We start from the raw sequence: 18,775 nt of genomic DNA, 5'->3' as shown, positions 1-18,775 counted from the left end.
AGTTTAACGGTTTCGCCGGTTTCTGTCCTGTGTCTTATATAAGATATGATTGATGGCAATGAACAGCGTTCTCCCATCAGAAGCACCCACGGCCAGCCTGGCGGCGCAGCCAGCGGCAACGCCTTCATTCCGGCCGCTTTATCAACAAATCAGGGATCTGATCCTGCGCAGCCTGCAACAAGGCGAATGGAAGCCCGCAGAGGTGATTCCCAGCGAAATGGAGCTGGCGGCGCGGTTTGGCGTCAGCCAGGGAACGGTGCGCAAGGCGATTGACGAACTGGCCGCCGGGCATTTGCTGGTGCGCCGCCAGGGGCGGGGCACCTTTGTGGCCACGCACGCCGAACAGCAGGTGCAGTACCGTTTTTTGCGCTTGATGCCTGATGTAGATCAAGCAGATGCGGAACAGCCCGCGCAACGGGAAATCGTGGAATGCAAACGCGCCCGGGCCACTGCCGATGTGGCGCGGGCGCTGGCCTTGAAAACGGGCGAAAGCATCATCCAGGCGCGGCGCGTGCTTTCATTTGGCGGCATTCCCACCATCGTGGAAGACCTGTGGCTGCCTGGCGAACCTTTCAGGGGGCTGACGGCGCATCGCCTGTCGGCGTATCCGGGTTCCTTGTACGCCTTCTTTGAATCGGAATTCGGTGTGCGCATGGTGCGTGCCGATGAAAAGATTCGCGCGGTTTTGCCTGACGTGCAGCAGGCGGCTCTTTTGCAGATTCCGGTTTCCACGCCGCTGCTGAGCGTGGAACGCATTGCTTTCACCTATGGCAACCGCCCCATGGAGCTGCGCAAAGGCTTGTACCGCACGGATTCACGCCACTATCACAACCGTCTGAGTTGAAGAAATAGAGATGTTTTTCTATTTCCCGTCAAGCCTCTCCAGATTTCGCAAGCTTGCGAAGATATACACGTCGTTGCAATAGAATCCGCAAATTGCTTCACTTCAAGGTGTCTTATAAAAGACACATGACTATCGAAGCATCCCTCCCACGAAAAGGAAGTACTCATGACAGAAGCAGCCCGCAAACGGCCTGAATTCAGAAACCTGAATGTCTTCAAGGATTTGACGACTTACCGCCTTCCTTGGGCCGCGAAGGTTTCCATCCTGCATCGCATCAGCGGCGTTCTGATGATTCTGATGCTGCCTTTCATCATCTGGCTGTTCGACAAGTCGATTTCGTCCGAAATCTCTTTCATGCAGTTCACGGCTGCGTTCGAACACGGCATCTGGATATTTCCCGCCTTCATTGTCAAGCTCGCGGTGCTGGCGCTGATCTGGGCGTTCATGCACCACTTGTGCGCAGGCATCCGCCATATCTACATGGAGCTGACGCACAAACTGAGCAAGGAGTTTGGCAAGCGTTCCGCATTGGTGGTGCTGGCGGTGAGCCTGAGCCTCACCGTGCTGTTGGGCGCCAAGCTGTTCGGGCTGTATTGATTTGAACTGGAGAAAGAAATGGCTGCTGTGAATTACGGTTCCCGACGCCTCGTGGTAGGCGCGCACTATGGCTTGCGCGATTGGCTGGCGCAGCGCGTATCCGCCCTGGCGATCGTGGCTTTCACGCTTGTGCTGGTGGCGCAGATTCTTTTGACCAGCGGCCCGCTGGACTACACCCGCTGGGCGGCAATCTTTTCTTCGCAATGGATGAAGACGCTGACCTTCACGGCTATTGTGGCGCTGGCATGGCACGCCTGGGTCGGCGCCCGTGAAGTGTTGATGGATTACGCCAAGCCAACCAGCCTGCGCATGGTTTTCTATATGTTGGCCATCGTCTGGCTCATCAGCTGCGCAGGCTGGGCCGTTCAGGTTCTGTGGCGCCTGTAAGCGACTGTCTTTCCCGCAAGTTTTTTCCCCACGAACATGACATACACCAAAGACAAAATCACCGTCCGCAAATTTGACGTGGTCATCGTCGGCGCAGGCGGCTCCGGCATGCGCGCCTCGCTGCAACTGGCGCGGGCGGGCCTGAATGTGGCTGTGCTCTCCAAGGTCTTCCCTACCCGCTCCCACACGGTGGCCGCCCAGGGCGGCGTTGGCGCCAGCCTGGGCAACATGAGCGAAGACAACTGGCATTACCACTTCTACGACACCGTCAAAGGCGGTGACTGGCTGGGCGATCAGGACGCCATCGAATTCATGTGCCAGGAAGCGCCCAAGGTGGTTTACGAGCTGGAGCATTTCGGCATGCCGTTTGACCGCAACGCCGACGGCACCATCTATCAGCGCCCCTTTGGCGGCCACACGGCCAACTATGGCGAAAAACCCGTGCAACGCGCCTGCGCCGCTGCCGACCGCACGGGGCACGCCATGCTGCATACGCTGTATCAGCAAAACGTCAAGGCCCATACCACCTTCTTTGTCGAATGGATGGCGCTTGATCTCATCCGGGATGCCGATGGCGACGTGGTGGGCGTGACGGCGCTGGAAATGGAAACAGGCGATTTCTACGTGCTGCACGCCAAAACCGTCTTGCTGGCTACAGGCGGCGCGGGCCGCATTTTCGCGGCCTCGACCAACGCTTTCATCAACACGGGCGATGGACTGGGCATGGCCGCCCGCGCGGGCATTCCGCTGCAAGACATGGAGTTCTGGCAATTCCACCCCACGGGCGTGGCGGGCGCTGGTGTTTTGCTGACGGAAGGCTGCCGGGGCGAAGGTGCCATCTTGCTCAACTGCAATGGCGAGCGTTTCATGGAGCGTTACGCCCCAACGCTGAAGGATCTGGCGCCGCGTGATTTCGTGTCCCGCTCCATGGACCAGGAAATCAAGGAAGGCCGGGGCTGCGGCCCCAACAAGGATTACGTGGTTCTCAAGCTTGACCACCTGGGCGCGGAAACCATCCACAAGCGCCTGCCCTCGGTGTTTGAAATCGGCATCAATTTCGCCAACGTGGACATCACCAAGGAACCGATTCCCGTGGTGCCCACCATCCACTACCAGATGGGCGGCATCCCCACCAATATTCACGGCCAGGTTGCCGTCCAGACCAGCCGCAGCGACAACGAAATCGTCAATGGCCTCTACGCCGTGGGCGAATGCTCATGCGTCAGCGTGCACGGCGCCAACCGGCTGGGAACGAATTCCCTGCTTGACCTGCTGGTTTTCGGCAAGGCAGCTGGCAATCACATCATCAAGCATCACGAACAAGGCGCGCACAAGCCGCTGCCAGCTGATGCTGCCGATTTCTCGCTGGAGCGCCTCAACCGTGTCGAGAACAACCCCAATGGCGAGTACTCGCAGGATGTGGCCAATGAAATCCGCCGCACCATGCAGGCGCACGCGGGCGTTTTCCGCACGCAGGCGCTCATGGATGAAGGCGTGGAAAAAATCAACGCCTTGCGCGAACGCGCCCTGTCCGTAGGGCTGGCAGACACCTCCAAGGTTTTCAATACCGCCCGCATTGAAGCGCTGGAAGTCAACAACATGATCGAAGTGGCCCAGGCCACCATGACTTCCGCTGCGGCCCGGCATGAATGCCGTGGCGCCCACAGCGTGCTGGATTACGAACATCCCGCCGATTACGAGCCAGCTCCTTTGGGGCGTGATGACGTGCACTGGATGAAGCACACGCTGTGGCACAGCGCGACCAACAGCCTCTCTTACAAGCCTGTCCGCACGCAGCCGCTGACCACCGAGACGATTCCTCCCAAAGTCCGCACGTTCTAAGCGCAGTTACGCGAACTTTCTCTCCAGGCCCCGCAAAAAAGAGGCGAACACGATGCAAAAACGTACTTTCAAGATTTACCGCTACGACCCGGACAAAGACGCCAAGCCCCGCATGGAAACGGTTGAGCTTGAATTGCAAGGCAATGAACGCATGCTGCTGGATGCGCTTGTCAAGCTCAAGGCGCATGACCCCAGCCTGGCCTTCCGCCGCTCCTGCCGCGAGGGCGTCTGTGGCTCTGACGCGATGAACATCAACGGCAAAAATGGCCTAGCGTGCCTGACCAATTTGCGCACGCTCAAAGATCCGATCGTGCTCAAGCCCCTGCCGGGCCTGCCCGTGGTGCGTGACTTGATCGTGGACATGACCCAGTTTTTCGCCCAGTACGAATCCATCAAGCCCTATCTGATCAACGAAACCCCGCCGCCTGAAAAAGAGCGCCTCCAATCGCCGGAAGAGCGCGAAGAACTCAATGGGCTGTACGAATGCATCCTGTGCGCCAGCTGCTCTACCAGCTGCCCCAGCTTCTGGTGGAACCCTGACAAATTCGTTGGCCCCGCCGGGCTGCTTCAGGCCTACCGTTTCATTGCCGACAGCCGTGACCAGGCCACCAACGCGCGCCTGGACAACCTGGAAGACCCCTACCGCCTGTTCCGCTGCCACACCATCATGAATTGCGTGGACGTGTGCCCCAAGGGCCTCAATCCCTCAAAGGCCATCAGCAAAATCAAGGAACTCATGGCGCGCCGCGCGCTGTAAACGGCTGCTGCCATCACGGCCATCCTGCACTGTGCGCGATATGAAAGACACCCAGGCCTTTCTGGATGCTCATGAACTGGGCAAGCTCAAGTGGCGCTGCCGCCGGGGCATGCTCGAAAACGACTTGCTCATTGAAAAATTCTTCACGCGCAGCGGGCAGGCCATCACCCGCGTTCAGGCGGACGCCCTGCTGCAACTGATGAATCTGGCTGACAACGACCTGCTGGATCTCCTGCTGGCCCGCAAGGAGCCTTCGGGCGATCTGGATTCGCAGCCAGTGCGCCAGGTGCTGGCCTTGCTCAGGGGCTGAAAGCACGCTTTACCACCTATTCACCGAGGAGATGACCATGAAACTTTCAGAAAACAAAGCCACCCTCTCGTTTGCCAACGGCAAGCAGCCCATTGAACTGCCTGTTTATGAAGGCGCGATTGGCCCGGACGTGATCGACATCCGCAAGCTCTACGGTCAAACCGGCATGTTCACGTACGACCCCGGTTTTCTCTCCACGGCTTCATGCCAGTCCACCATTACCTACATTGATGGCGACAAGGGCGAACTCCTCTACCGTGGCCACCCCATCGAGCAACTGGCCGAACAGTGCGATTACCTCGACACCTGCTACCTGCTGCTCAAAGGCGAGCTGCCCAACGCCAGCCAGCGCGACGAATTTCACCAGCTCGTGCTCAAGCACACCATGGTGCACGAGCAAATGCACTTTTTCATGCGCGGCTTTCGCCGTGACGCGCACCCCATGGCCGTGCTCACGGGCCTGGTTGGCGCCATGTCGGCCTTCTATCACGAGAACACCGACATCCATAACGCCGAACACCGGGACCGCGCGGCCATCCAGCTCATCGCCAAAATGCCCACGCTGGTGGCCATGGCCTACAAATACGGCAAGGGCGAGCCGTACATGTATCCGAAGAACCATCTCAGCTACGCGGGCAACTTCCTGAACATGATGTTCGCCACGCCTTGCGAGGATTACCGGGTCAATCCCGTCATTGAACGCGCGATGGACCGCATCTTCATCCTCCATGCCGATCACGAGCAGAACGCTTCCACCTCCACCGTGCGCCTGTGCGGCAGCTCCGGCACCAACCCGTTCGCGGCCATCGCTGCGGGCGTGGCGTGCCTGTGGGGGCCGGCGCACGGCGGCGCCAACGAAGCCTGCCTGCACATGCTGGAAGACATCCAGAAACACGGGGGCCTGGCCAAAGTCGGCGAGTTCATGGAAAAAGTCAAAGACAAAAACTCCGGCGTGCGCCTCATGGGCTTTGGCCACCGCGTCTACAAGAACTACGACCCCCGCGCCAAGCTCATGCAGCAAACCTGCAATGAAGTGCTGACCGAACTGGGCCTGGAAAAAGACCCCCTGTTCGCCCTGGCCAAGAAAGTCGAGCAAATCGCCCTGGAAGACGACTACTTCGTGCAGCGCAAGCTCTATCCGAACGTGGACTTCTACTCCGGCATCGTCCAGCGCGCCATCGGCATTCCCGTCAAGCTCTTCACCGGCATCTTCGCCCTGGCGCGCACCGTGGGCTGGATTGCCCAGCTCAACGAAATGATCGGCGACCCTGAATACAAGATTGGCCGCCCCCGCCAGCTCTACGTGGGCGCGCCCCGCCGCGATGTGAAGCTGTAATTTCCCTCTTGACTGCACACGCTTTCAGCCCGCCCTGCGCGCTTCGCGCTGGCGGGCTTTGCTTTACCCGCTGGCGGCCCTTTCATCCGGCCGGCAAGGGCGGACTCAAGGCGTCACGATGCTGCCGCCAGGCTTCCGGTTTTCCAGCCCGGCCAGCACAGCCTGATCCGGCGCGCACTCCGGATGCCCCGTCCCATGAAGCCTCCGCTTTTTGCGAATGGATATCATGCGCCCGCCTGCGGCCTGGCAAATCCTCAATGGGCCGCGAAACCCATCTGCGGTTTGCCTCTTGCTGCCCATCCGATCTGCGCTTCGCCTCTCACGGCCAGACTCTGCACAGGCTCCAAAGCGCCCGGCCGCAGATTCCAGGGCGGCAGGCCAAGCTCCGGATGGGTTTATCTGTCCGGCAACATCAAAAAACAGGAGCAAATTGAAGGGGTCAAAATGCCTTATCGCGCACTTTCCACTAGGACATATCGCTATGAATAAAGTAGCGAAAGAAGCCTGCCGCCCATTAGCTGTTCATCCGTCCTTCGCCTTGCCCGCGCCTTGCCATTGCGCCCTGCCCTTTCAGCGCCCACGGCCAGGCCGTGACCGGAGCTTTGGGCATTGCCACGAATGGGCTTTCTGTTTCTTTTCTCTCTTTCCGCTTTTTCTTCTATGACCTTCACTCCCAGTTTCCGCGCCGCCGCCGTGGCGCTGCTGCTGGCAGGCGGCGCCGTGCTGCACGGCTGCGCCAGCCATCCCGAAACCAGCCAGACGGCCCAGACAGCCCATGCGCCGCAGGCCGCGCCTGATGCGCAACAGCCGCCGCAGCCGCCCAATGTGCTGGCGCAAGTAGCCGCCGGCGTGTACCAGGCCCGGCTGGACAACGGGCTGACGCTCATCGTCAAGCCTGACCGCCGCTCGCCCGTGGCCGTGCAGATGCTGTGGGTGCGCGTCGGCTCCATCGACGAAGTGGACGGCGCCAGCGGCATCGCCCACATGCTGGAGCACATGATGTTCAAGGGCACCAAAAAGCTCGGTCCCGGCGAAATCTCGCGCCGCGTGGCGCTGCTGGGCGGGCGCGACAACGCCTTCACCACCTCCGACTACACGGCGTATTTCCAGCAAGTACCCGCCGCCGCGCTGCCGCAAGTGATGGCGCTGCAAGCCGACAGCTTTGAAAACAACCAGTGGCCCGATGACGAATTCACGCGCGAGATGGCCGTGGTCAAGGAAGAGCGCCGCCTGCGCACCGACGACCAGCCCCGCGCGCGGCTTTATGAGCAGCAGATGGCCGCCGCCTTCGTGGCCTCGCCCTATCACCGGCCCGTGATTGGCTGGATGGGCGATCTGGATTCCATGACGGCCGATGACGTGCGCGCCTTCCGCCAGAGCTGGTATGTGCCCGCCAACGCCGCCGTGGTGGTGGCGGGCGACGTGGACCCGGCCGCCGTGCTGGCGCTGGCGCAAAAAACCTATGGCCGCATCCCCGCCCGCGCCGTGCCCGGGCGCAAGCCCCGCCCCGAGCCGCAGCAGCACGGCCCGCGCCGCCTGGAGCTGCGCGCCCCGGCCGAGCAGGCCGTGGTGTCGCTGGTGTTCAAAGTGCCCGGCCTGCAAGGGCTGGCAGCCACGCCTGAAAACGACGACGCGCTGGCCCTGACGGTGCTGGCCGCCGTGCTGGACGGCTACCAGGGCGCGCGCCTGGAGCGCGCCCTCGTGCAAGGCAAAGACCGCGTGGCCGACAGCGTGAATGCCGACAACGGCCTGATGGGCCGTGGCCCGCAGCTTTTCAGCCTGCTGGCCGTGCCCGCCAAAGGCCGCACGCCCGCGCAGGCCGAAGCAGCGCTGCGCGCCGAAGTGGCCCGTATCGCCCGCGAAGGCGTGGGCCAGGCCGAGTTGGAGCGCGTGAAAACGCAGTGGATTGCCGGCCAGGTTTACAAGCGCGATTCCGTCATGGCGCAAGCGCAGGAGCTGGGCAGCTACTGGGCGCTGGGCCTGCCGCTGGATGCCGATGAAAAACTCATCGAACGCCTGCGCGCCATCACCCCCGCGCAAGTGCAGGCCGTGGCCCGCCAATACTTTGGCGACGAGCAGATGACCGCCGCCACGCTGGCGCCCCAAAGCCTGAAAAACCGCCCGCGCCCGCGTCCGGCCCCCGCCGGGCTGCGGCACTGAAGGGCGCGTTGCCGACCAGCCGCCGCTTTTTGCCATTGCCCGTTGCAGCCATGTCCGCTCATCCAGCCGCTCCAGCCGCTTCCCAAGACCCGGCGGCCTTCTGGAACCGCCGCTACGCCGCGCCCGCCTATGCCTATGGCACTGCGCCCAACGCCTTTTTCAGCCAGCAGCTGGCCGATCTGCCCGCCGGCCGCCTGCTGCTGCCTGCCGAAGGCGAAGGGCGCAACGCCGCGCACGCAGCGCGCATGGGCTGGCAAGTGGCGGCCTTTGACTTGAGCGAACAAGGCCGCCGCAAGGCGCTGGCCCTGGCCGCCGCCTTTGGCGTGGCCGATCGGCTGGCCTATCAGGTGGGCAGCGTGCAAGACATGCCGCTGCCGCCCGGCCAGTTTGACGCCGCTGCGCTGGTTTTTGCCCACTTTGCGCCCGCCATCAAAAGCGCCAGCCACCGCAAAGTGGCGCAGGCGCTGGCCGCTGGCGGCCACCTCATCTTCGAGGGCTACGCCAAAAGCAACCTGCCGCGCGTGCGGGCCAACCCCGCCATTGGCGGCCCGCAAGACGAGCAGGCGCTTTTTTCGCTGGACGAAATCCGCGCCGACTTCATCGACGGCGCGGGCCTGGAGCCGCTGGTGCTGCAAGAGACCGTGGTGCAGCTGCACGAAGGGCAGTTTCACAACGGCACAGCCAGCGTCATCCGCTTTGTGGGCCGCAAGCCCTGAGAACTTGTTCAGAGCCTGGCCTTCAACCGTTTTTCGCAACCGTCCACGCCCTGAAATCCACCACTCATTTTGCTATTGGTTTAATAGTGAGCAGTCCTGCGAAACATTGCGAAAGGGGCGTTTTTTAAGCCCTTGATTCGCTCTTGAAAACGGAGCAAAACACGCCAGAGCAGCGCTGGCGCACAAACAGACTCCGGGCATTGAACAGGCTCGCAAGCCAGGCCCGAAACCCCATCCTGAAATCTTCTGCATCCGGGAAACACACCATGACTTCTCTTGCCCCCGCCGCGCGCCGCGCCCTGCTTGCAGGCGCTTGCGCTTTTGCCGCCTTGCTGGCCTGGCCCGGCCGCGCCCAGGCCGCCGCGCCCATTGAGCACTTCACCCTGCCCAGCGGCGCGCAAGTCTGGTTTGCCGCCAGCCCTTCCATCCCCATGCTGGACGTGCAAATCGACTTTGACGCCGGCAGCCGCCGCGACCCCGCCGCCAAGGCGGGCCTGGCCGACGCCACTGCGCTCATGCTCACCAAAGGCGTGCGCGCCGAAGGCCGCCAGCTGGCGCTGGATGAAAACCGCCTGGGCGAAGCCTGGGCCGATTTGGGCGCGCGCTTTGCCGCCAGCGCCAGCAGCGACCGCCTGAGCATCCGCCTGCGCAGCCTGACCGACGAGGCCCTGCTGCCCCGCGCCGTGGCCCTGGCCGCGCGCGAAATCGCCGAACCGGCCTTTGCCCCCGCCGTGTGGGCGCGCGAGCGCGAGCGCATGTCGGCCGCCATTGCCGAATCGCTCACCCGCCCCGGCCCCGTCGCCCAGCGCGCGTTTGGCGCCGCCGTGTACGGCGGCCACCCCTACGGGCGCGACGCCACGCCCCAAAGCCTGGCCGCCATCACCGTGGCAGACATGAAAGCGCTGCACCAGCAAGCCCTGGCCGCCTGCCGCGCCAAAGTCAGCCTGGTCGGCAGCATCTCCCGCGAGCAAGCCGGCGACATCGCCGCCCGCCTGCTGGCCCGCCTGCCCCAAAGCGGCAAAAACGGCGAATGCGCCCCCCTGCCCGCCGTGCCCGAAGTGCCGCCGCTCAAAAAAGCCGAGCAAATCGACATTCCCTTCCAGTCCGCGCAAGCCCACGTGCTCATCGGCCAGCCCGGCCACAAGCGCAGCGACCCGGATTACTTCGCCCTGCTTGTGGGCAACCACGTGCTGGGCGGCAACGGCTTTTCATCGCTGCTCATGAACGAAGTGCGCGAAAAACGCGGCCTGAGCTACGGCGCCTACAGCCACTTCCAGCCCACCCTGCACGCCGGCGCCTTCTCCATCGGCCTGCAAACCCGCCCCGACCAGGCCGCCCAGGCTGTGCAAGTGGCCCGGCAAGTGCTGCAAGACTTTGTGCGGCAAGGCCCCACCGAGGCCCAGCTCAAAGCCGCCAAAGACAACCTCATCGGCGGCTTCGCCCTGCGCATGGACAGCAACGCCAGCCTTCTGGCCCAGGTTTCCAACATCGCCTGGAACGGCCTGCCTGACGACTACCTGGACACCTGGACACGCCAGGTCGAGCAAGTCAGCGCCAGTGACGTCAAAGCCGCCTTCGCCCGCGTGCTCCAGCCTGAGCGCATGGTCACCGTCATCGTCGGCCCCAAGACAAAGGCGGCAGATACGGCAGACGCCGCCCGCGCCGCGCCCACGCATTGAGGCCCTTTCAGCCCAGAAAAAAGCAGCGCCCGGGCGCTGCTTTTTTTCAACGCGGCGATGCATTATTGCCCGCGCGTTATTGGATTGCGTGTTATTGCCTGGCCGCCACGGCATATACCGTGAATTTCGATGATCGGTCCTTCAGGTTGAACCGTTCAAAAAATCCTCTGTTTTCAGAAAAGGCCATCACGTAAACAGCCGTATGCGAAAAGGCGTCCAGTAAATCCTTCATCAGCAGGCTGCCATATCCCTTGCCCTGATGATTTTTGTGAACGGCCAGCTCCGTCACGTGTGTTTCCACCACATTGTCGCCGTAAGCCCGCAGCAGGCCCACGGCAGCGCCATCGGCCACCGCCAGCCTGTAGATCGAGGCGGAAAACATTTTCCTGATTTTTTCGTCCGAATAGCCGCGACCCCAGCCATTGGATTCATAGATATCATTGATGTTTCTCAAATATGCCGATAAATCGGCGCCATTCCTGATGATTTCCATCTTTCATCTCCAGTAAAAGATCATGACGCAACGGTTGCGGCTTTCATGGCGGCCCCATACTGCCGTTGCCTGTCGCCCAATGGCTGCCGCAACCGCCGTCGAAGATAAATGGAAGTTTTCATGCCGTCAAGGCTTTCGCGCCGCGTGCGTCGCACTTGATTTGGGGCCATAAAAATCATATTCGCTTCCGCATTGATAACAGATTTTCCACTCTGCATCAGGACATTGGCTTATTTCCGCCTTTTGATTTTCTCTTCTTTTTAACATGCGTTCCCGGCGTGGGGCATGCGCTGCGCAAGCTACTGCACGCTTTCCCGCCACTTTTGCCTGGGCAGACGCCGTTTTCAATCATGACAAAATCGAATGGAGCATATTTTGAAATGATGCCTGAAAAATGCTTCCCAAAGCCGCTGTCGGCGCTGAAATAAAGCGGTATAAAGCGGCATGCCGGGTGATTTGATGGCATAGCCGCCCCAAAGCGTGGTATTGCGCCGCACACCCCAGCGTTGCAAATGCGCCTTCACGCCCAGCGGCACGAAAAAGCGTTTGGCTCCGGAGTCGATTTCCTGAATGGCGCAGTAATCGAGATGGTCACAATGACCGTGCGAAATCAGCACGGCGCCGATTGCCGGCAATTCGGCCACGGCGGGCGCGTGGGTCATGGCAAAAGGCCGGCCCGTGAAGAATGGCGCGGGTTCCGGATAATGGAAATGTGGGGAAACCAGCGGTTTTGGGCCGCGCCGTGGGAATATGCCTATGGTTGCAGCGGCCTGGCGTCAGGTTCAGGAACAAGGCCGGAGCGCATGAAGTTTCTGTTTGGCGCCCAGGCGCATTCTCCGGCAGCCTGGCCTGATCCGCTTGCAGGCGGCATCACGCCTGTTGCAGCGCTGTCAGCCAGGCCAAATAGTCCGCCGCGCTCTGCGCTGCCGCCTGTTGCGCGGCTTCGCTGTATCCGGCGTTGCTGTCTATCGTATGGAAGGCAAACGGCGGGCGGTAGTCTGCGCCGCAGTATTTCGCCGTGAGTTCAAATGGGCGCAGCGCTTCGGCAACGGTGCAGCCGACAGCGCCGTCTGCGCGGTAGTCTTTGGCAGGCGCGCCGAGCGAAACGGCGAGCGCGATTTTTCTGCCTGCCAGCGCCTTGCCCTTCGAGCCGTATGCCCAGCCATAGGTCAGCACTTCATCAATCCACTGCTTCAGCAGCGGCGGGCAGTTGAACCAGTACACGGGAAACTGCCACACCAGCGCATCGTGGCTTTCTACCAATTTCTGTTCAGCGGTCACGTCAATCTTGCCCTGGGGATAGGCGGCGTAGAGTTCGTGAACCGTGAAGCGATCGGCATGCCGCCGCAGCGCAGCCGCCCAATGTTTATTGACGGTGGATTGCGCAAGATTGGGGTGGGCGAGAATGATCAGGGTTTTAGGCATGGCAATCTCCTTGAATAAGGTGAAATGAAAGCGCCGGGCCAGCGCTTTCATCAGGCTGGCCAGCATTTCGCCCCGCTCCGCCCGTTTTGACAAAATGGCCGGGGCACGGGAATTCTGATTTTAAGCACGGCCTCATTCAAATACCTGCTTGCGCTTTCATGAAGTCACATGGCTTTCAGAATGGCCATCATTTTTTCCATACCGGGCGCAAGATTGCGCGCCTGATAAACCGCCAGCGGATCGGGAAAGTTTTATTTGAGAGATTTTGCTTTTACCGCTTCAGACATTGGGTGATTTTCAGCCAGATGATTTTTTGCACGTTTTGAATTTTCTGCGCCGGGACGGCAGGCGGCTGCCCCGCCGTTGCCAAACCCGAACAGACTGCACGCACCGGCGTTGGCGCATGGACGGCGAGGCTGTTGCCCAGAGCAAGGCCGCGCCTTTGCTCCTGATGGGCCTGTGTGATTCCACAAAAAGAGGAGCAAATTTAAACCCATGAAAACGGCTGCTGCGCCCATTCCACTAGGACATCACGCTATGGATCCAGGAGCAAATCCAGCTTGCTTCCGCGCTCCGTCATGCCCACGCAAACCGCCAGCTGCCCGGCCTGGCTCGCGTGGGCGCCTGCTTCGCTGGAAAAGGCTGGGGCAGGGCAGCAAAGCCGCCGGGGTGCGGCCAGCCCTGCCAGTCCGTCACATTTGACGACACATGCAACAAGCTTTGCTGCCCCGCAGATAATCCGCCTTCCGGCGCGTGAGACTTTCGTGAGACTTTCTTGCACGCGCTTTTGCAACCCTGCGGCTGTAATGCTTTTCAGAACTGTTCGCATCTGAAGCCGTTTTTTCCTCCTTCATGCCATGAACTCCCCTGCCCTGCGCCGCCGCGCGCTGGCCCTGGCCGCCTTGAGCGCCTGTCTGGCCGCCCAGGCCCAAACCCGCCCCGAAGCGGACGATGCCCCTGATGACGCCACGCTGCAAACCGTGACGGTGAGCGCCAGCGCCGATGCCTCGGCCAAAGGCTTGTCGCGCGCTTATGCCGGCGGGCAGGTGGCGCGCGGCGCGCGCGTGGGGCTGCTGGGCACACAAGATGCGATGGACACGCCTTTTTCCATCACCAGCTACACCAGCGAGCTGATTGCCGACCGGCAGGCGCGCAGCGTGGGCGATGTGCTGCAAAACGACCCCGGCGTGCGCGTGGCGCGCGGCTTTGGCAACTTTCAGGAGGCGTATTTCATGCGCGGCTTCATCGTCAGCTCGGACGACACGGCCTACAACGGCCTGTATGGCCTGCTGCCGCGCCAATACATTGCCGCCGAGCTGTTCGAGCGCGTGGAAGTGCTGCGCGGCGCATCGGCCTTTCTCAATGGCGCGGCGCCCGGCGGCGGGGGCCTGGGCGGCACGCTCAATTTGCTGCCCAAGCGCGCGCCCAACGAGCCGCTTTCGCGCGTGGAGCTGCGCGCGGGCAGCGGCGGCGAAAAGCAGGCCGCGCTGGATGTGGCGCGCCGCTTCGGGCCGGAGCAGTCCAGCGGCATCCGCCTGAACCTGGCGCGCCGCCAGGGCGGCACGGCCATTGACCATGAGAAAGCCAAACTTTCGCTGGCCGCGCTGGGGCTGGACTGGCGCGGCAGCCGCACGCGCATTTCCGCCGACATCGGCTGGCAAGACCACCGCCTGAACCAGACGCGCACCAACGTCACGCTCTCGGGCGTAACGCACGTGCCCGCGCCGCCTGATGTGCAGTCCAACTTCGCCCAGCCCTGGACGTATTCCGACGAGCGCGACGTTTACGCCACCTTGCGCGCCGAGCACGACGCAAGCGACGCCGTCACCGCCTGGGCCGCCCTGGGCTGGCGCCACGGGCAAGAGGCCAACTCGCTGGCCAACCTCACCTTGCACAACGCCGCCACGGGCGCGGGCACGGTCTACCGCTTTGACAACACGCGCGAAGACCACGTGCGCACCGGCGAAATCGGCGTGCGCGGGCAGGCGCGCACCGGCGGCGTGGGCCATGAATGGGTGGCCTCGGCCGCCGCTTTTGATTTCAGCAAGGACAACGCCTACGCGATGGACTGGCGCAACACCCTCGCGGCCAACCTCTACCAGCCCGTCTATCACGCGCAGCCCGCCTTCGGCCCCAGCGCCTTGCGCGGCGGCGATCTGGCCAGCCCGAAGCGCACGGGCCGCACGCGCCTGAACAGCTTTGCCCTGGGCGACACCCTCTCGCTGCTGGATGAGCGCCTGCGCATTACCCTGGGCTTGCGCCACCAGCGCATGGACATACGCGATTACGCCTACGGCAGCGCGCAGCAAACCGCGCGCTACGACAAAAAGCGTACCAGCCCCGCCGTGGGCGTGGTTTACAAGCCCGTGCAGGGCCTGTCGCTTTACGCCAACTACATCGAAGGTTTGAGCCAGGGCCAGACCGCGCCCGGCACCGCCGTGAACGTGGGCCAGATGCTGCCGCCCTACGTCTCCAAGCAAAAGGAAATCGGCCTGAAATACGACGCGGGCCGCCTGGGGCTGGGGCTGGCCTTTTTCTCTACCACCAAGCCGCGTTCGCTGCTGACAGCCGACAAGGTATTCACCGCGCAAGGGCGCGACCGCCACCAGGGGCTGGAATTCACCGTCTTTGGCGAAGCCGTGCGCGGCCTGCGCCTGCTGGGCGGCGCCACCTGGCTGGACGCCAAGCAAACCCGCACGGGCGAAGCCCGCACCGAAGGCAAGCGCGTGATTGGCGTGCCCCGCCTGCAAGCCAATCTGGGCGCCGAATGGGACGTGCCCGGCGCAACCGGCCTGGCGCTGGACGCCCGCCTCATCCACACCGGCGCCAGCTACGCCGACGCCGCCAACACCTTGCGCGCACCCGGCTGGACGCGGCTGGACGTGGGCGCGCGCTACCTGATGGAAGTGGCCGGCCGCGTCGTCACCTGGCGGCTGCGCGTGGACAACGCCACGAACCGCCGCCACTGGGCCTCTGTGGGCGGCTACCCCGGAAACGGCTACCTCGTGGCCGCCTCGCCGCGCCGCTACACGCTCAGCGTGAGCGTGGATTTCTGAACCTGGCCATGAGCCTGGCCGCGCATCAGAACCATCCGGATGAGCGGCCAAGCCCAGCCGGGCCGGCCTTTTCAAAAGCCACTCCTTGATGCTGGCTGATGCTGACGCGGCCCGCTAAAAATGCTCCTTGAAAAAGAGCATTACGTCCTAGTGAAATAAGCGCAGACGCCTTTCAAAGCGCCCTTAAATTCGCTCCTGTTTTTGATGTGGCGCGCCGCCCTGCCCTGCTCTTTGCGCGAGGCCGCCCGCCGCCCTGTTGCCGGGCGTCAGGCGGCTTGCATCGCGCCAGCGGCCTCTTGCCCGGCCTGCCGCAGCGCCTGGGCCACGGGGGCGAAGCTGCGGCGGTGCCACGGGGTGGGGCCGTGCTGGCGCAGGGCGGCCAGGTGGGCTGCGGTGCCGTAGCCTTTGTGGGCGGCAAAGCCGTATTGGGGGTATTCGGCGTCGATTTGCTCGCACCAGCGGTCGCGGTGGACTTTGGCGAGGATGGAGGCGGCGCTGATGGCGGGCACTTTGGCGTCGCCGCCAACGATGGCTTCGGCCAGCATGGGCAGGCGCGGCAGGCGGTTGCCGTCCACCAGCACGCGGGCGGGCACCAGGCGCAGGCCGGCCACGGCGCGCTGCATGGCCAGCAAGGTGGCTTGCAGGATGTTGAGGCGGTCGATTTCTTCCACGCTGGCCTGGCCGATGGCGCAGCACAGGGCTTTGTCCTGGATCTGGTCAAAAAGCTGTTCGCGGCGGCGGGCAGTGAGTTTTTTGGAGTCGGCCAGGCCGGCGATGCCCTGGCGCGGGTCCAGGATGACGGCGGCGGCCACCACGGGGCCGGCCAGCGGGCCGCGCCCGGCTTCGTCCACGCCGGCGGTCAGGCCCGGCGCGGCCCAATCGAGCGGAACTTGTTCAGCGCGCAAGAAGGCTTTGGATGGCATGGCAGGCGAGCTGGGGGGTGTCGCGCAGCAGGTCGCGGTGCAGCTGGGCGAAGCGCTCTTGCGTGGCGAGAACGCGAACGGGGTCTTCCAGCCAGGCCAGCGTGGCGGCGGCCAGCGCCTGCGGGGTGGCGGCGTGCTGGATGAGTTCGGGCACGATGAAAGGCGCGTCAGCCGCATCAGCATGTGCGCGGGCGGCCACGCCGGGCGGGCGGCGCAGCCATTGGGCAGGAGCGCACAGGATGTTGGGCAGGCCCACCCAGGGCAGCTGGCGCTGGCGGCGCATGAGCCAGTAGCTGAAGGCGGGCATGGCATAGGCGATGACCATCGGGCGCTTGAACAGGGCCGCTTCCAGCGTGGCGGTGCCGCTGGCCACCAGCGCCACATCGCACGCGGCCAGGGCCTGGTGAGACTGGCCGGGCAGCACGTGCACGGCTTCGCCCAGCCCGCTGGCGGCGGCCAGCGCGCGCACGCGCTCCAGCAGGTGCGGCACGGCGGGCACGAGAAAGCGCGCGCCAGGGCGCGCCTGCCCAATGAGCGCGGCGGCGCGGAAAAAGCGCGGGGCCAGGTGCGCGATTTCGGCGCTGCGGCTGCCGGGCAGCAGGGCAATGACGGGCGGGTTTCCTGAGCTGACAGCGTCCGCGCGCGCGGGCAGGCCCAGGCTGGCGCGGGCGGCATCGGCGTCTGGCTGCATGGGAATGTGCTGCGCCAGCGGGTGGCCCACGTAAGTGGCGGCGATGCCGTGTTCGCGCAGCCAGTCAGGCTCGAAAGGAAACAGGCACAGCACGAGATCAGCCGCCGCTTTCAGGCGCGGCAGCTTGCCCGCGCGCCAGGCCCAGAACGAGGGGCTGACGAAGTGCACGGTTTTCACGCCGGCGGCTTTCAGGCGCGCTTCCAGCGCGAAGTTGAAATCAGGCGCGTCGATGCCGATGAACGCGTCGGGCCGCTGCGCCAGCAGCCGCGTGCCCAGGCTGCCGCGCAGGCGCAAAAGCGCGGGCAGGCGCGGCAGCACTTCCAGATAGCCGCGCACCGAGAGCTTTTCCACGGGCCACCAGGCGTCAAAGCCTTGCTGCGCCATGCGCTCGCCGCCAATGCCCGCCGAGCGCAAGCCGGGCCAGGCAGCGCGCAAGGCCGCCAGCAGATGCGCGCCCAATAAATCGCCCGATGGCTCGGCGGCGGCAAGGGCGAAAAAAGGCGAAGGCGCAGGCGTGGCGGTCATTCCGGCAAAATATTATTTGCGATTCTTGCCTGATTTTTCCTTGCCGGCATTTTCATTTTCACCGGCGGCCCTGATTTCATCCACCGTTTCCTGCATGAGTTGCTGCATTTTCGGCATCACCTGCATCATCATGTTTTGCGAAATCTGCACCGATTTTTGCAGAACCTGCGGCATTTTGCGCGTCATGGTCTGGCCGGTGGGCGTTTTGTAAAAATCGATCAGCCCGTTGATTTCTTCCTGCGTGAAAATGTCGCGATAAACCACCATCAATTGCGGTTTCATTTTCTCCCACGTCATTTCTTCGCGTATGATTTTGGCCATGCGCGCCGGCAATTTGTCGGCAGCGGCCTGCTGCTTCGGGTTCATGCGCTGGCCTTGCAGCGTCTGGTTCATGCCGTCTTTCATCACCTGCTCCAACTGGGCGTAGGCGGCATCCAGCGTTGATTGGACTTGCGTGAGATTGAGCAGCTCCTCGATCGATGCGTCCGTGGCAGGCGCGGCGCAAAGGTTGAAGGACAGGCAAAAGGCGGCGAGCGCCAAAGCGGATTTGAGTTTCATGATGAAAGTCCGGTTGATTGAAAAAAGAAAAACGTCAGCTCAGCAGCGCGCGCAACCAGTCCGGCAATGGCGCCGATTTTTGCGCCTGCCGATCGACCCAGATAATGGTGGCGCCGCCGCTGGCGCAGATTTCGCCGGGTTTTTCGGCTTTTTCCATGGTCACCCAGGTTTCAAACGAGCTGCGGCCTGATTCGCCCGCGTACATTTTCAAAAGCACCTGGCCCGGATATTCAAACTGGCGGTGAAAATTGCAGAAGGCGTTAATCACCACCGGCCCGAAGCCGCGCGGGTCCACCGGGCAGCCGATTTTGTGCAGCCAGTCCACGCGCGCCACGTCCATGTATTGCAGATACACGCTGTTGTTCACGTGGCCGAGCGCGTCCATGTCGCCCCAGCGGATGGCAATCAGGCTTTCGTGCATGGGCTGGCGCTGGGAAAGATCGGGCAGTTCGATTCGCATAAAAAGTCGGAAAGAG

At 63.0% G+C, this 18,775-nt stretch carries 18 protein-coding genes; 11 read left to right on the top strand and 7 right to left on the bottom strand.

Annotated elements, in window-relative coordinates:
* Window positions 1–58 precede the first annotated feature (58 nt).
* The 10 genes from QB898_RS09235 to QB898_RS09190 all read left to right on the top strand — a co-directional run bounded on the left by QB898_RS09235 (window position 59) and on the right by QB898_RS09190 (window position 10,628).
* Window positions 59–844 carry a GntR family transcriptional regulator gene (locus QB898_RS09235; RefSeq protein WP_279524712.1) on the top strand — a complete coding sequence of 262 codons (786 nt, stop codon included), beginning with the start codon at window positions 59–61 and terminating at the stop codon, window positions 842–844.
* A gap of 165 nt (window positions 845–1,009) precedes the next feature.
* Window positions 1,010–1,441: a succinate dehydrogenase, cytochrome b556 subunit gene (gene sdhC, locus QB898_RS09230; protein WP_102284014.1), complete on the top strand. Its 432-nt coding sequence runs from the start codon at window positions 1,010–1,012 to the stop codon at window positions 1,439–1,441.
* Window positions 1,442–1,459: 18 nt separating this feature from the next.
* Window positions 1,460–1,828: a succinate dehydrogenase, hydrophobic membrane anchor protein gene (sdhD, locus tag QB898_RS09225; RefSeq protein WP_050714587.1), complete on the top strand. Its 369-nt coding sequence runs from the start codon at window positions 1,460–1,462 to the stop codon at window positions 1,826–1,828.
* A 36-nt stretch (window positions 1,829–1,864) separates the two neighbouring features.
* A complete protein-coding gene (gene sdhA / locus QB898_RS09220; protein ID WP_279524711.1) occupies window positions 1,865–3,670 on the top strand; it encodes a succinate dehydrogenase flavoprotein subunit in 1,806 nt (601 codons plus the stop codon).
* Window positions 3,671–3,722: 52 nt separating this feature from the next.
* Window positions 3,723–4,427: a succinate dehydrogenase iron-sulfur subunit gene (locus QB898_RS09215; RefSeq protein ID WP_050714589.1), complete on the top strand. Its 705-nt coding sequence runs from the start codon at window positions 3,723–3,725 to the stop codon at window positions 4,425–4,427.
* A 40-nt stretch (window positions 4,428–4,467) separates the two neighbouring features.
* Window positions 4,468–4,737 carry an FAD assembly factor SdhE gene (locus QB898_RS09210; protein WP_050714590.1) on the top strand — a complete coding sequence of 90 codons (270 nt, stop codon included), beginning with the start codon at window positions 4,468–4,470 and terminating at the stop codon, window positions 4,735–4,737.
* Window positions 4,738–4,774: 37 nt separating this feature from the next.
* Entirely contained in the window at window positions 4,775–6,073 is a 1,299-nt protein-coding gene (locus QB898_RS09205) for a citrate synthase (RefSeq protein WP_279524710.1), read from the top strand.
* A gap of 660 nt (window positions 6,074–6,733) precedes the next feature.
* Complete coding sequence (locus QB898_RS09200) at window positions 6,734–8,233, top strand: M16 family metallopeptidase (protein ID WP_279524709.1); 1,500 nt, start codon at window positions 6,734–6,736, stop codon at window positions 8,231–8,233.
* Between the two features lie 50 nt (window positions 8,234–8,283).
* Complete coding sequence (locus QB898_RS09195; protein WP_279524708.1) at window positions 8,284–8,949, top strand: class I SAM-dependent methyltransferase; 666 nt, start codon at window positions 8,284–8,286, stop codon at window positions 8,947–8,949.
* 266 nt (window positions 8,950–9,215) lie between these two features.
* Entirely contained in the window at window positions 9,216–10,628 is a 1,413-nt protein-coding gene (locus tag QB898_RS09190) for a M16 family metallopeptidase (RefSeq protein ID WP_279524707.1), read from the top strand.
* A gap of 91 nt (window positions 10,629–10,719) precedes the next feature.
* Here the strand turns inward: QB898_RS09190 and QB898_RS09185 are convergent, their stop codons facing one another.
* From QB898_RS09185 to QB898_RS09175, 3 genes are all read right to left on the bottom strand, one after another.
* Entirely contained in the window at window positions 10,720–11,121 is a 402-nt protein-coding gene (locus QB898_RS09185) for a GNAT family N-acetyltransferase (RefSeq protein WP_279524706.1), read from the bottom strand.
* Window positions 11,122–11,465: 344 nt separating this feature from the next.
* Complete coding sequence (locus tag QB898_RS09180; protein ID WP_279524705.1) at window positions 11,466–11,783, bottom strand: MBL fold metallo-hydrolase; 318 nt, start codon at window positions 11,781–11,783, stop codon at window positions 11,466–11,468.
* 208 nt (window positions 11,784–11,991) lie between these two features.
* Window positions 11,992–12,612 carry an NAD(P)H-dependent oxidoreductase gene (locus tag QB898_RS09175; protein ID WP_216597141.1) on the bottom strand — a complete coding sequence of 207 codons (621 nt, stop codon included), beginning with the start codon at window positions 12,610–12,612 and terminating at the stop codon, window positions 11,992–11,994.
* A gap of 791 nt (window positions 12,613–13,403) precedes the next feature.
* Here QB898_RS09175 and QB898_RS09170 point away from each other — a divergent pair.
* Entirely contained in the window at window positions 13,404–15,602 is a 2,199-nt protein-coding gene (locus tag QB898_RS09170; RefSeq protein ID WP_279524704.1) for a TonB-dependent receptor, read from the top strand.
* 266 nt (window positions 15,603–15,868) lie between these two features.
* Here the strand turns inward: QB898_RS09170 and rnhB are convergent, their stop codons facing one another.
* From rnhB to QB898_RS09150, 4 genes are read right to left on the bottom strand one after another with little or no spacing between them, the layout of a single operon-like run.
* Complete coding sequence (rnhB, locus tag QB898_RS09165; RefSeq protein ID WP_279524703.1) at window positions 15,869–16,525, bottom strand: ribonuclease HII; 657 nt, start codon at window positions 16,523–16,525, stop codon at window positions 15,869–15,871.
* A complete protein-coding gene (gene lpxB, locus QB898_RS09160; protein WP_279524702.1) occupies window positions 16,497–17,741 on the bottom strand; it encodes a lipid-A-disaccharide synthase in 1,245 nt (414 codons plus the stop codon). Before lpxB ends, rnhB begins: the two co-directional genes overlap by 29 nt.
* 12 nt (window positions 17,742–17,753) lie before the next feature.
* Window positions 17,754–18,299: a DUF2059 domain-containing protein gene (locus QB898_RS09155; protein ID WP_279524701.1), complete on the bottom strand. Its 546-nt coding sequence runs from the start codon at window positions 18,297–18,299 to the stop codon at window positions 17,754–17,756.
* Window positions 18,300–18,333: 34 nt separating this feature from the next.
* Window positions 18,334–18,759, bottom strand: a complete 426-nt coding sequence (locus tag QB898_RS09150) for an acyl-CoA thioesterase (protein ID WP_050714599.1) — start codon at window positions 18,757–18,759, stop codon at window positions 18,334–18,336.
* Window positions 18,760–18,775 lie beyond the last annotated feature (16 nt).

Source organism: Ottowia cancrivicina (assembly GCF_029813755.1).
GTDB lineage: Bacteria > Pseudomonadota > Gammaproteobacteria > Burkholderiales > Burkholderiaceae_C > Ottowia > Ottowia massiliensis.
Note: the sequence above shows the minus strand (reverse complement) of the source record. Positions and strands in the feature narration are given on the sequence as shown.

What these genes read in the sequence shown, in the direction of transcription:
- QB898_RS09235 (WP_279524712.1), top strand. Translation starts at nt 59, where the DNA reads ATGAACAGCGTTCTCCCATCAGAAGCACCCACGGCCAGCCTGGCGGCG.
- sdhC (WP_102284014.1), top strand. Translation starts at nt 1,010, where the DNA reads ATGACAGAAGCAGCCCGCAAACGGCCTGAATTCAGAAACCTGAATGTC.
- sdhD (WP_050714587.1), top strand. Translation starts at nt 1,460, where the DNA reads ATGGCTGCTGTGAATTACGGTTCCCGACGCCTCGTGGTAGGCGCGCAC.
- sdhA (WP_279524711.1), top strand. Translation starts at nt 1,865, where the DNA reads ATGACATACACCAAAGACAAAATCACCGTCCGCAAATTTGACGTGGTC.
- QB898_RS09215 (WP_050714589.1), top strand. Translation starts at nt 3,723, where the DNA reads ATGCAAAAACGTACTTTCAAGATTTACCGCTACGACCCGGACAAAGAC.
- QB898_RS09210 (WP_050714590.1), top strand. Translation starts at nt 4,468, where the DNA reads ATGAAAGACACCCAGGCCTTTCTGGATGCTCATGAACTGGGCAAGCTC.
- QB898_RS09205 (WP_279524710.1), top strand. Translation starts at nt 4,775, where the DNA reads ATGAAACTTTCAGAAAACAAAGCCACCCTCTCGTTTGCCAACGGCAAG.
- QB898_RS09200 (WP_279524709.1), top strand. Translation starts at nt 6,734, where the DNA reads ATGACCTTCACTCCCAGTTTCCGCGCCGCCGCCGTGGCGCTGCTGCTG.
- QB898_RS09195 (WP_279524708.1), top strand. Translation starts at nt 8,284, where the DNA reads ATGTCCGCTCATCCAGCCGCTCCAGCCGCTTCCCAAGACCCGGCGGCC.
- QB898_RS09190 (WP_279524707.1), top strand. Translation starts at nt 9,216, where the DNA reads ATGACTTCTCTTGCCCCCGCCGCGCGCCGCGCCCTGCTTGCAGGCGCT.
- QB898_RS09185 (WP_279524706.1), bottom strand. Translation starts at nt 11,121, where the DNA reads ATGGAAATCATCAGGAATGGCGCCGATTTATCGGCATATTTGAGAAAC.
- QB898_RS09180 (WP_279524705.1), bottom strand. Translation starts at nt 11,783, where the DNA reads ATGACCCACGCGCCCGCCGTGGCCGAATTGCCGGCAATCGGCGCCGTG.
- QB898_RS09175 (WP_216597141.1), bottom strand. Translation starts at nt 12,612, where the DNA reads ATGCTGGCCAGCCTGATGAAAGCGCTGGCCCGGCGCTTTCATTTCACC.
- QB898_RS09170 (WP_279524704.1), top strand. Translation starts at nt 13,404, where the DNA reads ATGAACTCCCCTGCCCTGCGCCGCCGCGCGCTGGCCCTGGCCGCCTTG.
- rnhB (WP_279524703.1), bottom strand. Translation starts at nt 16,525, where the DNA reads ATGCCATCCAAAGCCTTCTTGCGCGCTGAACAAGTTCCGCTCGATTGG.
- lpxB (WP_279524702.1), bottom strand. Translation starts at nt 17,741, where the DNA reads ATGACCGCCACGCCTGCGCCTTCGCCTTTTTTCGCCCTTGCCGCCGCC.
- QB898_RS09155 (WP_279524701.1), bottom strand. Translation starts at nt 18,299, where the DNA reads ATGAAACTCAAATCCGCTTTGGCGCTCGCCGCCTTTTGCCTGTCCTTC.
- QB898_RS09150 (WP_050714599.1), bottom strand. Translation starts at nt 18,759, where the DNA reads ATGCGAATCGAACTGCCCGATCTTTCCCAGCGCCAGCCCATGCACGAA.